This is a genomic window from Bradyrhizobium sp. AC87j1 (assembly GCF_002936975.1).
In the GTDB taxonomy this organism is placed as follows: domain Bacteria; phylum Pseudomonadota; class Alphaproteobacteria; order Rhizobiales; family Xanthobacteraceae; genus Bradyrhizobium; species Bradyrhizobium shewense.
In genome coordinates this window covers 114,550-127,686 of the sequence record NZ_PTFE01000005.1, presented here as the reverse complement: position 1 = coordinate 127,686, position 13,137 = coordinate 114,550, and the positions used below count along the sequence as shown (strand labels likewise).

Here is a 13,137-nt window from a genome sequence, read left to right as displayed (position 1 = left end):
CCCTCGTTCCATCAAATATTCAACACCCTTCCATACGCATCCAGCACGGCTTCCTTCATCATCTCCGACAGGGTCGGATGCGGGAACACGGTGTGCATCAGCTCTTCTTCCGTCGTCTCCAGGTTCATGGCGACGACGTAGCCCTGGATCAGCTCGGTGACTTCAGCGCCGACCATGTGGGCGCCGAGCAGCTGGCCGGTCTTCTTGTCGAAGATCACCTTGACGAGGCCCTGGTCTTCTCCGAGCGCGATCGCCTTGCCGTTGCCGACGAAGGGGAAGCGGCCGACGCGGATCTCGCGGCCGCTCTCCTTGGCCTTGGCTTCGGTGAGGCCGACGGAGGCGACCTGCGGATTGCAATAGGTGCAGCCCGGGATCAGGTTCTTGTCCATGGGATGCGGATGCAGGCCCTTGATGGCCTCGACGCAGATCACGCCCTCATGCTCGGCCTTGTGGGCGAGCATTGGGGGCCCCGCGACGTCGCCGATGGCGTAGATGCCGGGGACGTTGGTCTTGCCGTAGCCGTCGACCACGATGATGCCGCGGTCGGTCTTCACGCCGGCTTTTTCCAGGCCGAGATTCTCGATATTGCCGACGACGCCGACGGCCGAGATCACGCGCTCGAACTCGGTGGTCACAGGCTTGCCCTTGCCGTCGTCGATGGTGGCGACGACGCTGTCGGCCTTCTTCTCGAGCTTGGTCACCTTGGTCGAGGACATGATCTTGAGGCCCTGCTTCTCCAGGCGCTTGCGCGCGAGGCCCGCGATCTCGGCGTCTTCGACGGGCAGGATCTGCGGCAGCACCTCGACCACCGTCACGTCCGAGCCCATGGTGTGGAAGAACGAGGCGAACTCGATGCCGATCGCACCGGAGCCGACCACCAGCAGCGACTTCGGCATCCGCTCCGGAACCATGGCCTCGAAGTAGGTCCAGACCAGCTTCTTGTCGGGCTCGAGCCCCGGCAGCACGCGCGGCCGCGCGCCGGTCGCGATGATGATGTGCTTGGCCTGATAGGTCCCCTCGCCCAGCGCGCCCTTCGGGCCCTCGACGTCGGACTTCTTCACGGTGACCTTGCCGGGTGCGTCGATCGATGCCGCGCCCCAGATCACGCTCACCTTGTTCTTCTTCATCAGGAAGCCGACGCCGTCGTTCAGCCGCTTGGAGACGCCGCGCGAGCGCTGCACCACGGCCTTCGGGTCGAACGAGACCTTCTCCGCCGACAGGCCGTAGTCCTTGGCGTGCTGCATGTAGTGATAGATCTCGGCCGAGCGCAGCAGCGCCTTGGTCGGAATGCAGCCCCAGTTCAGGCAGATGCCGCCGAGATACGACTTCTCGACGATCGCGACCTTGAAGCCGAGCTGGGCGGCCCGGATGGCGGTGACATAGCCGCCGGGACCGGAGCCGATGATGATGACGTCGAAGGATGTATCGGCCATGGCGGCTCCCGTTCAACTCAAGAGGCGCCGCGGGCGCGGCGCTTGACCAGAAAAGACCTCACCAGCCATTCGAGCATCACCGCCAGGACCATGACGGCCAGAGCGATGAGCACGACGGGCTGGGCGATGTTCCGTGCCAGTTGCTCACTGGCAAAGAACGCAGAGTGCAGAAAATCGAGCCCGATCGGGTTGAGCGCGACCGCGGCTCCGAGCAGCAGCGATATCCATGGCCAGCGGGTACGGACATGCAAAATTGCGCCCTCTGCCGCCGCGTCAGACCATCATCATGACGGGGTTTTCGATCAGCTGCTTGAAGGCGCCGATCAGTTCGGCCCCGAGCGCACCGTCGATGGCACGGTGGTCGCAGGACAAGGTCACGCTCATCATGTGCGCGATCTCGATCTTGCCGCCGCGCACGACGGGCCGCTCCTCGCTGGTGCCGACCGCGAGGATGGTCGCATGCGGCGGGTTGATCACGGCGGTGAAGTGGCTGATGCCGTACATGCCGAGGTTGGAGACCGCCGTGGTGCCGCCCTGGTATTCCTCGGGCTTCAATTTGCGGGAACGTGCGCGGGCGGCAAAATCCTTCATCTCGTTGGAGATGGTCGAGAGCGTCTTGGTCTCGGCCTTGCGGATGATCGGCGTGATCAGGCCGCCGGGCATCGCCACGGCGACGCCGACGTCGGAATGGTGGTGCTTGACCATGCCGCTTTCGGTCCAGCTGACGTTGCAGTTCGGAATCTTCTGCAGCGCCACCGCCATCGCCTTGATGACGAAATCGTTGACCGAGATCTTGTAGAGCGGCTTCTTCTCCTTGTCCTTCGGCGCGGCAGCGTTGATCTCCTCGCGCGCAGCGAGCAGCTTGCCGATGTCGCAGTCGATGGTCAGGTAGAAGTGCGGGACGTTCTGGATCGACGCGGTCAGGCGCTGCGCAATGGTGCGGCGCATGCCGTCATGCGGGACGATGTCGTAGGAGCCGGGCTCGAACAGCGACAGGATCTGCTTGTCCGACATGGTGGGCGCGATCGAGGGCGCACCGGACGGTGCCGCGGCAGGCGCCTTGAGGCCCTTGCCCGACTTGGCCTGCTCGACGTCGCGCGCGACCACACGGCCGTGCGGGCCGGTGCCTGTTACCATCGACACGTCGATGCCGGCGTCCTTGGCGAGACGCCGCGCCAGCGGCGAGGAGAACACGCGACCACCTTGGCCGTTGCTCTGCGCGGCCGGAGTTGGGGCCTGCGGCGCAGGTGCAGCAGCCGGCGGCGGCGGCGCGGCTTTGGGAGCGGCAGGCGCAGCTGCGGGAGCAGGCGCGGCAGCAGGAGCCTCGGCAGCTTTCGGAGGTGCGGCCGAAGCGCTGGGCTTGGCGGCACCCGCCGCCTTCACGTCCTCGCCTTCGCCGGCGAGCACCGCGATCACGTCGTTGACCGGGACGTCCTGGGTGCCCTCAGGCACCAGGATCTTGGCGATCGTGCCCTCGTCGATGGCCTCGACCTCCATCGTCGCCTTGTCGGTTTCGATCTCGGCGATGACATCGCCGGATTTGACCTTGTCGCCTTCCTTCTTCAGCCACTTGGCGAGGTTGCCCTTCTCCATCGTCGGCGAGAGAGCGGGCATCAGGATGTTGATGGGCATGCTGACCTCAAGAAGAACTTTGCAAAAATCCGTCTCCGACAGCGGAGACGAACAGACCAGGTTTAGTTGCCGATGTCGCCCTGCCACAGGCGCTCATTGGCAGGGATGGAACGCCAATTCTTCATCATGGTGATCGAGCGGTCGTCGGCAAGATCGATCCAGGGGATGCCGAACTTGTCGAGAATGTCCTTGGATCCCTCGAAGGTGACGGACTCTCCGATCACCACGAGCTTGACCTTGAACAGCCCCAGCGCGCCGGCGCACATCGAACATGGCGAGAGCGTGGTGTACATGACGGTATCGTGAAACGAGATCGCGCCGGCTTCGCGCAGGCAGGTCATCTCGCCATGCAGGATCGGATTGTTCTCCTGCACGCGGTTGTTGTGGCCGCGGGCGATGATTTTGTTGTCGCGCGTCAGCACGGCGCCGATCGGCAGGCCGCCCTGCGCGATCGAGGCCTCCGCCTCGCGGATCGCCTCCAGCATGAAATCGAAATGATGAGCTTCGATCGCCACGGTCAGTGTCCCTTGCCGCGCGGCGTCGTGGTGCCGGTGTCCGTGGGACGCTCGATCTCGGCCTGGAACATCTCCAGGATCCGGTTCAGCGCGTCCTCTTCGGTATATTCGCTCTCGCGCGCATAGGCGCGCGCGGCGTGGCGGGCGAGATCGACGAGCAGCAAGCCCCACATGTCGGGCTCCTCGAAGGCGCGTTGGAACGCCATCGACAGCCCGCCGTCCAGCACGAATACGCGCAGGATCTCGACCGCGTCGTCGCGGGTCATGACGTCGGGCGGAAGTGGCTGCTCCTTCGGGCCCGCCATGATCTACCTGTAGCAGACGGCTTTGGCGGCCTCGACGACTTCTGCCGCCGACGGCAGCGCGAGCTTCTCCAGGTTCGCGGCATAGGGCATCGGCACGTCCTTGCCGGAGACGCGCGTCACAGGCGCGTCCAGATAATCGAAGGCATTCTCCATGATGCGCGCGGCAATCTCGGCGCCGACGCCGCTCTGGGCCCAGCCCTCTTCCACCGTGACGGCGCGCCCCGTCTTCTTGACGGAGTTGATGATGGTCTCGGTGTCCATCGGCCGCAGCGTGCGCAGATCGATCACCTCGGCCTCGATGCCCTCCTTGGCAAGCTCATCGGCCGCTTTCAGCGCATAGGTCATGCCGTTCGACCAGGAGATGATCGAGACATGGCTGCCGGAACGCACGATGCGGGCCTTGCCGATCGGGATCACGAAGTCGTCGAGCTTCGGCACCTCACCGGTGTGGCCGTAGAGCACCTCGTTCTCGAGGAAGATCACCGGATTGGGATCGCGAATCGCGGCCTTCAGAAGCCCCTTGTAGTCGGCGGCCGAGAACGGCGCGACGACCTTCAGGCCGGGGACGTTCGAGTACCAGGCCGAATAATCCTGGCTGTGCTGGGCGGCGACGCGCGCAGCCGCGCCGTTCGGTCCGCGGAACACGATCGAGCAGCCCATCTGCCCGCCGGACATATAGAGCGTCTTGGCCGCGGAGTTGATGATCTGGTCGATCGCCTGCATGGCGAAGTTGAAGGTCATGAACTCGACGATGGGCTTGAGGCCCGTCATCGCGGCACCGACGCCGACACCGGCAAAGCCGTGCTCGGTGATCGGGGTGTCGATGACGCGCTTGGCGCCGAACTCCTGGAGCAGGCCCTGCGTCACCTTGTAGGCGCCCTGATATTCGGCGACCTCTTCGCCCATCACGAAGACGTCGGCGTCGCGGCGCATCTCTTCGGCCATGGCATCGCGCAAGGCTTCGCGGATGGTCTGCGTGATCATCTCGGTGCCGGCGGGCACTTCCGGATCGGGCTCGGCGACGGCCTGCGGCGCCGGCGCCGCCTTGGGCGCGGCCGCCTCAGCCTTTGCGGCGGCAGGCGGCGCGGATTCGGCAGCCTTCTGCGCGGGTGCCGGCGTCTTGGCCAAATCAGCCGCGCTTTCGCCGTCGGCAAGGATGGTCGCGATCGGCGTGTTCACCGCGACGTCGGCGGTGCCCTCGGGGATCAGGATCTTGCCGAGCGTCCCCTCGTCGGTCGCTTCGACCTCCATGGTCGCCTTATCGGTCTCGATCTCGGCGATGACATCGCCGGACTTGATCGTCTCGCCCTCTTTCTTCAGCCATTTGGCGAGGTTGCCCTTCTCCATCGTGGGCGACAACGCGGGCATCAGCACTTGAATTGGCATAGCGACTCCAAAAGAAAGCTTGCGCGCGTTCAGCGGTAAACGTCGGTCCAGAGCTCGGCGGCATCCGGCTCGGGATCATGTTGGGCGAAATCGGCGGACGCGTTGACGATGTCGCGCACCTCGGCGTCGATCGCCTTGAGATCGGCCTCGCTGACCTTGGCAGCCAAGAGGCGGTTGCGCACCTGCTCGATCGGGTCCTGGTCGTGGCGGACCTTCTCGACCTCCTCGCGCGTGCGATATTTTGCAGGGTCGGACATCGAGTGGCCGCGATAGCGGTAGGTCTGCATCTCCAGGATGAAGGGACCCTTGCCGGCGCGGCACCAGGCGGCGGCTTCGTCGCCGGCGGCCTTGACGGCGCGGACGTCCATGCCGTCGACCTGCTTGCCGGGGATGTTGAAGGACGCACCGCGCTTGGAGAAATCCTGCTGTGCCGAGGCGCGCGAGACCGAGGTGCCCATGGCGTAGCGGTTGTTCTCGATGACGAAGATCACCGGCAGCTTCCAGAGCTCCGCCATGTTGAAGCTCTCATAGACCTGGCCCTGGTTGGCCGCGCCGTCGCCGAAATAGGTGACGCTGACATTGTCGTTGCCGCGATAGTGGTTGGCGAAGGCCAGACCCGTGCCGAGCGAGACCTGGGCGCCGACGATGCCGTGGCCGCCGTAAAAGTGCTTCTCCTTGCTGAACATGTGCATGGAGCCGCCCTTGCCCTTGGAATAGCCGCCGCGGCGACCGGTGAGCTCGGCCATGACGCCGTTGGCATCCATGCCGGTGGCAAGCATGTGGCCGTGATCGCGATAGCCGGTAATGACCTGATCGCCCTGCTTCAGGGCCATCTGCATGCCGACCACCACGGCCTCCTGGCCGATATAGAGGTGACAGAAGCCGCCGATCGCGCCCATGCCATAGAGCTGGCCGGCCTTTTCCTCGAACCGCCGGATCAGGAGCATGTCGCGGAGCGCCTTGAGCTCCTGCTCCCTCGTGAATTCCGGGGGCGAACCGCCGTCGGTCTTGTCCTGTGGAGTGCTTGCGGCGGCTTTCTTGGGTGCGGCCATGGGAATTCCGGGTCAGAGAAAACTTTCGTCCTCTCTAACCCAACTCAAACGCCCTTGGAAAGCACCGCAGCGGCATGGCACGACTTTCATTATGCCGCAGTGCAACGTGGCCGAAATATTGGAAAATCTTTGGCGCTGATCGGGCAACAAATCTATGCGCGTCACGTGCACGTGCAGATTCGTGGCCGGATCAAGAACTATGGACCATGCCGATCCGGGCCTTCGGAGCGGACGGCGCCAAGATGGCGCCGCCCTCTCCGCACCTCGATCAGAAGAAGCCGAGCTTCTTCGGGCTGTAGCTGACCAGGAGATTCTTGGTCTGCTGATAATGATCGAGCATCATCTTGTGGGTCTCGCGACCGACGCCCGACTGCTTGTAGCCGCCGAACGCCGCATGGGCGGGATAGGCGTGGTAGCAGTTGGTCCAGACCCGGCCGGCCTGGATGGCCCGGCCGAAGCGGTAGCAGCGATTGGCATCGCGGCTCCAGACGCCGGCCCCGAGGCCGTAGAGGGTGTCGTTGGCGATCTCGAGCGCCTCCTCGTCGTTCCTGAAGGTCGTGACCGAGACCACGGGGCCAAAGATCTCCTCCTGGAAGATTCGCATCTTGTTGTGGCCCTCGAACACGGTCGGCTTGACGTAGAAGCCGCCGGCGAGATCGCCGCCGAGCTCGGCACGTCCGCCGCCGGCCAGCACCTTGGCCCCCTCCCGCTTGCCAATGTCGATGTAGGACAGGATTTTTGCGAGCTGCTCGCCGGATGCCTGGGCGCCGATCATGGTGGCGGCATCGCGCGGGTCGCCCTGCTTGATCGCCGCGACGCGCTTCAGAGCCCGCTCTATGAAGCGGTCATAGATGTCGGCATGGACCAGCGCGCGGCTCGGACAGGTGCAGACCTCGCCCTGGTTCAGCGCGAACATGACGAAGCCTTCGATCGCCTTGTCGAAGTAATCGTCGTCCTCGGCGGTGACGTCGTTGAAGAAGATGTTCGGCGACTTGCCACCGAGCTCCAGCGTGACCGGAATGAGGTTCTGGCTGGCGTACTGCATGATCAGCCGGCCCGTCGAGGTCTCGCCGGTGAAAGCGATCTTCGCGATCCGTGGGCTGGAGGCCAGCGGCTTGCCGGCTTCCAGACCAAAGCCGTTGACGATGTTGAGGACGCCGGGCGGCAGCAGGTCGCCGATGATTTCGGCCCAGACCATGATCGAGGCCGGGGTCTGCTCGGCAGGCTTCAGCACGACGCAATTGCCGGCGGCGAGAGCGGGGGCGAGCTTCCAACAGGCCATCAGCAGCGGGAAGTTCCAGGGGATGATCTGGCCAACCACACCGAGCGGCTCGTGGAAATGATAGGCGATGGTGTCGTGGTCGATCTCGCCGATCGAGCCCTCCTGGGCCCGCACCACGCCGGCGAAGTAACGGAAGTGATCAATGGCGAGCGGGATGTCGGCGGCGCGGGTCTCGCGGATCGGCTTGCCGTTGTCCCAGGTCTCGGCGATGGCGAGACGCTCGAGATTTTCTTCCATGCGGTCGGCGATCCGGTTCAGGACCGCGGCGCGCTCGGCGACGCTGGTACGGCCCCAGGCACCCTTGGCGGCATGCGCCGCGTCGAGGGCCAGCTCGACGTCCTGCGCGTCCGAGCGCGCGATCTTGCAGACGATCTGGCCGTTCACCGGCGAGGCGTTGTCGAAATATTTGCCGGAGATCGGCGCGACGAATTTGCCGCCGATGAAATTGTCATAGCGTTCGGCGAAGGGAACTTTGGTGACGCTGAGGAATTCCACCTTGTTCATTGATCACTCCCGATGTTTGCTGTTTGCGCAATTCGTCGCGTGGTCGCGACTTGCGCAGACGATGTCGCGGGAGGTGTTTTCTGTCAGCCCCGATGGGAGCGATGGCGGCGCCGACCTGTCGCAGTTCTGCGACATTCGTGGGTGAGGCCGGTGCAAGACGAAGCGCTCGCGGCCTCTACATCGTCATTGCGAGCGCAGCGAAGCAATCCAGAGTCCCTCCGCGGAAAGATCCTGGATTGCTTCGCTGCGCTCGCAATGACGACTGAGGAAACTGCGGCTCAGTGGTTCAGTTCGAACCGCTTGAGCTTTCTGTGCAGCGTGGCGCGGCTGACGCCGAGGGCCTTGGCGGCCGCCGAGACATTGCCGCCGGCGCGGAGCAGCGCGCGCTGCACCACCGCGCGCTGGCCGCCGGCAAGATGATCGCGCGCGGGTTCGCCGCCGAGCAGATCGGCTGCGGGCACCGGCTGCAATGCCCGGCCCGGGGCAATTCCCAGCGCCGCCCGGGCGGAGCGGGTTGCGCCGATCACGAGATCGTCCGCATCGACCGCAATGAGGCCGCCGCATTGACCGTCCGCAGCTTGCGTCAAGACGATGCGGGCATGGCTGAAGGCCCTGCGGAACAGATCGGCTTCGATACGCCTGGCCGCCTCGCCCGTCGCAAGCGCGATCAGGCTGGAAAACGCGTCGGTGCGGTCGGCGCGGCAGGAGGAGACGTCGAGCACGCCCGCGAGCGCCGCTTCATGGTCGTAGATCGGAACGGCGGTGCAACTCAGAAGCGTGTTGCGGGTGAAGAAATGTTGGTCGCGGTCGATCGTCAGCGGACGCTGCTCGACGAGGCAGGTGCCGATGCCGTTGGTGCCCTCGTGCTCCTCGCTCCAGAGCGCACCGGTCCAAAGGCCCCAGGATTGAAACGTCGCATCGTCCGCCGCCGTGCCGCGACGATCGACCGGCACGCCCTCGCCGTCGGCGAGCAGCACGCAGCAGCCGCTCGCGCCGACGGCCTGATAGAGCCGGTCCATCGCGCCTTGCGCCGCGGCCAGGAGCGGCGCGATGCGCTCGCGCGCCTCGTGCAGCTCGGCTTCGGTCAGCCGCATCGGCGAGGTGCGGCCGCCGGGATCGAGGTGATGCAATCTGGACGAACGGCGCCACGAGGCCACAAGCGCGGATCGTGCCGCCTGGCCTGACGCGATGGCGGCCTCGACGCGAGCCGCGTGATGCCGGGGCATTGACCCATTCATCACTATTTCCTCCGGATGACAGACTAGATCGTGCCGGCGCCACCCGTTTGATCTGCGTCAACTTCGGAAGAGCGCCACAGAAGCCATGACCCCGCTGCGGCACTGCCGTCAAGGCGGCCGCGCGGTTCCGGACTTACGACCTTCGCAGGAGGAAAGGCACTGTGGTCGGATTTTGGCGGCGGCTTTCGCTGTCGGTTTCGAAAGCTGCGGAAAGCGCTAGTGCGCCGGGATCATCCGAACGAGATCGCGCGGATTGACGTAGTCGAGCTGGAAGCGCGCCCGCTCGTCCAGCATGTCGGGGTCGATCCGCTCGGACCGCAGCAGCGACACCCGCTGCTCGCTCCTGGCGCGCTCACGCTTGAGCTGGGCCAGTTCGCTGGTCAGCGCGATGATCTCCTGGTCGAGTTCCTGGCGGGCATTGAGGCCGTATTTGCCGGTATAGGCGTTGACGCCGAAATAGCCGACGATGGCGGCCGCCATCGCGTAGAGGGCAAGACCGGTCAGGATCGATTTCAGGCGCGCGCGGGAGACCATCTTGGGAAGATGAGACAGGTTGGTTAAGGGAGTGCTAATCCGGAGCCAGCCGTCATTCCGGGGCGATGCGCTGCATCGAACCCGGAATCTCGAGATTCCGGGTTCGGCTCTTCGAGCCGCCCCGGAATGACACCCCCTCAGCCCTGATGTTTCGCAACGTGCGTGGCGAAGGCGCCGATGTACTGCTGCAGCACCGTTTTCAGGGAATCTTTGGTCAAATTACCCTCCGCGTCGAAGGCATCGCCGACCGCGTTCAGATAGATCTCCGGCTGCTGCATGATCGGGCCCGCAATGCCCGGCAGGATGTTCTGGAGCGTCTTTGCGGCGCTGACGCCGCCGAGCGGACCAGGCGAGTTCGAAACGATGCCGACCGGCTTGCCGTTGAACGAGCTCTTGCCGTAGGGCCGCGAGGCAACGTCGATGGCATTCTTCAGCACGCCCGGGATTGCGCGATTGTATTCGGGCGTGACGAAGATGACGCCGTCCGACTTCTGGAGCCTGTCGCGGAAGGCCAGCCAGTCCGCGGGCGGCGCGCCCTCGAGGTCCTGGTTGAAGAACGAGATGCCGGCCGGCGTGACGACCTCGAGCTTGAGCGTATCAGGCGCAAGCTTGGCCAGTGCATTGGCGATCTTCAACGAAAAGCTGTCCTTGCGCAGGCTGCCGGCGATCGTGACGATGTTGTAGGCCATGAGGTGTCCTTGAGGGCTTGAGCTGGAGTGCCGGGCGGCACTTAAGCGATCCGGATCATTTAATGCAAGTGCATGAACCGGCCCGATTTGGAAACGCTGTGTTTCGCGAAAGCAGATGGTTCTCGCCAGTAGCCCGGATGGAGCGTAGCGCAATTCGGGACCGGCGCAGCTTGGGGCAAGACCCCGGATTACGCTGCGCTCCATCCGGGCTACGATCTCAACGCAATCAGGCCGCCCAAAGGCGGCCTGACGTTTCACACAATCGAACCAACTCAGATCGTCGGATTCCACGCCGACGGGACCAGTCGGTATTTGGCGCCGTCCTTTACGACATGACCGACCGACGGGAACGTGAAGTGGAAGCCGACCACGGTCGCTTTCTCCGCCGCCGCCATGTCGTAGAACTTGTGGCGCGTCGCCTGCGCCATCCCTGCATCCATGTCGAAAATCACGTGCCAGTCGGGATTGCGCAGGAAGAATTCCGGGATGTTAGTGACGTCGGATTGGATCAGCACCTTGGCATCGCCCGATGCGACCGCGAACGAGGTGTGGCCCGGCGTGTGACCCGGAGTTGCGATCGAGGTGATGCCCGGCGCGACCTCCTTGCCCCACTCGTACTTCGTCACCTTGGACTCGAGGCCAGCGAAGATCTTCTTCACGTTGGCGAAATTGTTCTTCAGCGCCTGATTGGACTCGGCCTTGGCAGCGTTCTCCTCACTGGCCCAGAACTCCCACTCCTTGCCGGGCACCATGATCTCCGCATTCGGAAAGGCCAACGCGCCGTCGGCCAGGCGAATGCCGTTGATGTGGTCGCCATGCATATGCGACAGCAGCACAACGTCGACGTTCTTGGGGTCGACGCCAGCAGCCTGGAGGTTCTGCAATGTGCGGCCGACAGCGCCTTTGCTCGCCTCGAGATTGGCAATGCCGTTTCCCGTGTCGATCAGGACGAGCTTCGAGCCGGTATTGATGAGCTGCGGGTTGAACGGAATCGTGACCATGCCCTTCGGCATGTAAGCCGCCTCACCCGCCGCCAGCGCCTCGTCCTTCGGTATGTTGGCGACGAACTTATCCGGCATCGGGAAGGTGCGCGCACCGTCATTGATCGAGGTGCACTCGTAGCTGCCGACCTTGTAGCGATAGAAGCCCGGCGCTTGCGTGCCGGTCGGCGGCACTGAGGCATTGGCCGCGGTCGGCCCGAAGCCGGATACGGCAGCCGCACCGAGGGCAGCGGCGCCTGTGAGCAAATGACGGCGATTGAGATCAGTCATGGAGAGGTCCCCTTCTGAGCGCCCCGCGGTTTTTTCCGCGTTCAAATGGCGGCGGAATAATCTCCGGCTTCGCTCAGAAGGCAAGACCTTCCTTCGGTGACCTGCCGTCGCAGATCACGATGATTTATTTGGGTTGATGAGGAATTTTTCGCCGGTGGCGCGTTTGGCGTACACCGCGATGTTGGCGGGATCGAGCACGTCGGTCAGCGACACCACCTTGGTGTAGTGACTGGCGAAGGTGGTCTTGAGCTCGGACGCGACGCGCTGACGCAACCGTCCGATCTCGGCCGGACCGATGTTCTGGAGGAACGGCGTCAGCAGCCAGCCGCCGACGCCCCAGGTCAGTCCGAACGACCGGCTCAATTCGGTCGCACGGTTGTCGAGGCTGCCGTAGATATAGATCTGCTTGTATACGTTGGAGCCGTAGCGGCTGTATTCCTTCGCAGTCTTGTTGGCGGCAACTTCCATGGCGGTCAGAATCTGGCTCGCCAGCTTGCCGCCGCCGATGGCATCGAAGGCGATCGTGGCGCCGGTCTCGACCAGCGCATTGGTGAGATCATCGGTGAAACCAGGCGCGCTGGAATCCACGACGTGCTTGGCGCCGATCTTGTGCAGGATATCGGCCTGCTCCTTGCTCCTGACGATGTTGACGAGGCCGATGCCGTCCTTGATGCAGATCTTGTTGAGCATCTGGCCGAGATTGGACGCCGCTGCGGTGTGCACGAGCGCCTTGTGGCCCTCCCGCCGCATCGTCTCGGTCATGCCGAGCGCGGTCAGCGGATTGACGAACCAGGATGCGCCGTCGGCGGCCGTGGTGCCCGCCGGCAGCTCCATGAGGTCGCGGACCTTCAGCACGCGGTACTGCGTGTACATCGCGCCGCCGATCATCGACACGGTCTTGCCCATCAGCGCCTTCGCAGCGTCCGACGATCCGGCCGCGATCACCGTGCCGGCGCCCTCGTTGCCCACCGGCAACGACTGATCGAGCCGGGCTCCCATCATCCGCATCGCAGCCTCCGGCATCGTCGCGGTGATGACCGGCATCTCCTTCGTGCCGGAGGCCTTGGCAGCCGACATGTCGGCGGGCCCGATCAGGAGGCCGAGATCGGACGGGTTGATCGGCGTCGCCTCGACTCGAACCACGACCTCATCGTCGGCCGGCTCCGGGGTCGGGACATTCACGAGGGACAATTCCAGCTCGCCGCTCTTCTTCAGCAGCGAACGCAGTTGCAGTCCGGTCTTGCCGTCGCTCATGTCGATCCTCCCCTGTCCGTCTTTTCTCGAGTCGAAGCGCTG

At 64.4% G+C, this 13,137-nt stretch carries 13 protein-coding genes; all 13 read right to left on the bottom strand.

Translation table 11 applies throughout. From position 1 onward, the window contains the following. Window positions 1–11 precede the first annotated feature (11 nt). Window positions 12–1,433, bottom strand: coding sequence for a dihydrolipoyl dehydrogenase (gene lpdA, locus CV770_RS05360; RefSeq protein WP_091965726.1), 1,422 nt, complete (start codon window positions 1,431–1,433; stop codon window positions 12–14). A gap of 17 nt (window positions 1,434–1,450) precedes the next feature. Then, window positions 1,451–1,684 carry a hypothetical protein gene (locus CV770_RS05355; protein ID WP_104461577.1) on the bottom strand — a complete coding sequence of 78 codons (234 nt, stop codon included), beginning with the start codon at window positions 1,682–1,684 and terminating at the stop codon, window positions 1,451–1,453. A 22-nt stretch (window positions 1,685–1,706) separates the two neighbouring features. Then, the gene (locus CV770_RS05350) at window positions 1,707–3,065 is read right to left on the bottom strand and encodes a pyruvate dehydrogenase complex dihydrolipoamide acetyltransferase (protein ID WP_104461576.1); all 1,359 of its coding nucleotides are present in this window, start codon (window positions 3,063–3,065) and stop codon (window positions 1,707–1,709) included. Between the two features lie 62 nt (window positions 3,066–3,127). Next, entirely contained in the window at window positions 3,128–3,580 is a 453-nt protein-coding gene (locus CV770_RS05345; RefSeq protein ID WP_104461575.1) for a nucleoside deaminase, read from the bottom strand. Between the two features lie 2 nt (window positions 3,581–3,582). Beyond that, window positions 3,583–3,885: a DUF5076 domain-containing protein gene (locus CV770_RS05340; RefSeq protein WP_018320291.1), complete on the bottom strand. Its 303-nt coding sequence runs from the start codon at window positions 3,883–3,885 to the stop codon at window positions 3,583–3,585. Between the two features lie 3 nt (window positions 3,886–3,888). Continuing rightward, entirely contained in the window at window positions 3,889–5,271 is a 1,383-nt protein-coding gene (locus tag CV770_RS05335; protein ID WP_091965729.1) for a pyruvate dehydrogenase complex E1 component subunit beta, read from the bottom strand. Window positions 5,272–5,300: 29 nt separating this feature from the next. Next, the gene (gene pdhA / locus CV770_RS05330; RefSeq protein ID WP_091965730.1) at window positions 5,301–6,323 is read right to left on the bottom strand and encodes a pyruvate dehydrogenase (acetyl-transferring) E1 component subunit alpha; all 1,023 of its coding nucleotides are present in this window, start codon (window positions 6,321–6,323) and stop codon (window positions 5,301–5,303) included. Window positions 6,324–6,591: 268 nt separating this feature from the next. After that, window positions 6,592–8,109, bottom strand: coding sequence for an aldehyde dehydrogenase (gene adh, locus CV770_RS05325; RefSeq protein WP_104461574.1), 1,518 nt, complete (start codon window positions 8,107–8,109; stop codon window positions 6,592–6,594). A 278-nt stretch (window positions 8,110–8,387) separates the two neighbouring features. Beyond that, window positions 8,388–9,347: a helix-turn-helix domain-containing protein gene (locus tag CV770_RS05320; protein ID WP_201759704.1), complete on the bottom strand. Its 960-nt coding sequence runs from the start codon at window positions 9,345–9,347 to the stop codon at window positions 8,388–8,390. A gap of 216 nt (window positions 9,348–9,563) precedes the next feature. Further along, window positions 9,564–9,881: an FtsB family cell division protein gene (locus CV770_RS05315; protein ID WP_018320286.1), complete on the bottom strand. Its 318-nt coding sequence runs from the start codon at window positions 9,879–9,881 to the stop codon at window positions 9,564–9,566. A gap of 137 nt (window positions 9,882–10,018) precedes the next feature. Further along, on the bottom strand, window positions 10,019–10,570 hold the full coding sequence (locus CV770_RS05310; RefSeq protein ID WP_104461572.1) for an NADPH-dependent FMN reductase: 552 nt from the start codon (window positions 10,568–10,570) through the stop codon (window positions 10,019–10,021). Window positions 10,571–10,842: 272 nt separating this feature from the next. Continuing rightward, window positions 10,843–11,841, bottom strand: coding sequence for an MBL fold metallo-hydrolase (locus CV770_RS05305; RefSeq protein ID WP_104461571.1), 999 nt, complete (start codon window positions 11,839–11,841; stop codon window positions 10,843–10,845). Window positions 11,842–11,955: 114 nt separating this feature from the next. Then, complete coding sequence (locus CV770_RS05300) at window positions 11,956–13,095, bottom strand: zinc-binding dehydrogenase (RefSeq protein ID WP_104461570.1); 1,140 nt, start codon at window positions 13,093–13,095, stop codon at window positions 11,956–11,958. Window positions 13,096–13,137 lie beyond the last annotated feature (42 nt).

Excerpts from the sequence above, each read along its gene's own strand:
- adh (WP_104461574.1), bottom strand. The coding sequence starts at position 8,109 with ATGAACAAGGTGGAATTCCTCAGCGTCACCAAAGTTCCCTTCGCCGAA.
- CV770_RS05335 (WP_091965729.1), bottom strand. The coding sequence starts at position 5,271 with ATGCCAATTCAAGTGCTGATGCCCGCGTTGTCGCCCACGATGGAGAAG.
- CV770_RS05350 (WP_104461576.1), bottom strand. The coding sequence starts at position 3,065 with ATGCCCATCAACATCCTGATGCCCGCTCTCTCGCCGACGATGGAGAAG.
- CV770_RS05305 (WP_104461571.1), bottom strand. The coding sequence starts at position 11,841 with ATGACTGATCTCAATCGCCGTCATTTGCTCACAGGCGCCGCTGCCCTC.
- CV770_RS05320 (WP_201759704.1), bottom strand. The coding sequence starts at position 9,347 with ATGAATGGGTCAATGCCCCGGCATCACGCGGCTCGCGTCGAGGCCGCC.
- pdhA (WP_091965730.1), bottom strand. The coding sequence starts at position 6,323 with ATGGCCGCACCCAAGAAAGCCGCCGCAAGCACTCCACAGGACAAGACC.
- CV770_RS05315 (WP_018320286.1), bottom strand. The coding sequence starts at position 9,881 with ATGGTCTCCCGCGCGCGCCTGAAATCGATCCTGACCGGTCTTGCCCTC.
- lpdA (WP_091965726.1), bottom strand. The coding sequence starts at position 1,433 with ATGGCCGATACATCCTTCGACGTCATCATCATCGGCTCCGGTCCCGGC.
- CV770_RS05310 (WP_104461572.1), bottom strand. The coding sequence starts at position 10,570 with ATGGCCTACAACATCGTCACGATCGCCGGCAGCCTGCGCAAGGACAGC.
- CV770_RS05300 (WP_104461570.1), bottom strand. The coding sequence starts at position 13,095 with ATGAGCGACGGCAAGACCGGACTGCAACTGCGTTCGCTGCTGAAGAAG.
- CV770_RS05340 (WP_018320291.1), bottom strand. The coding sequence starts at position 3,885 with ATGGCGGGCCCGAAGGAGCAGCCACTTCCGCCCGACGTCATGACCCGC.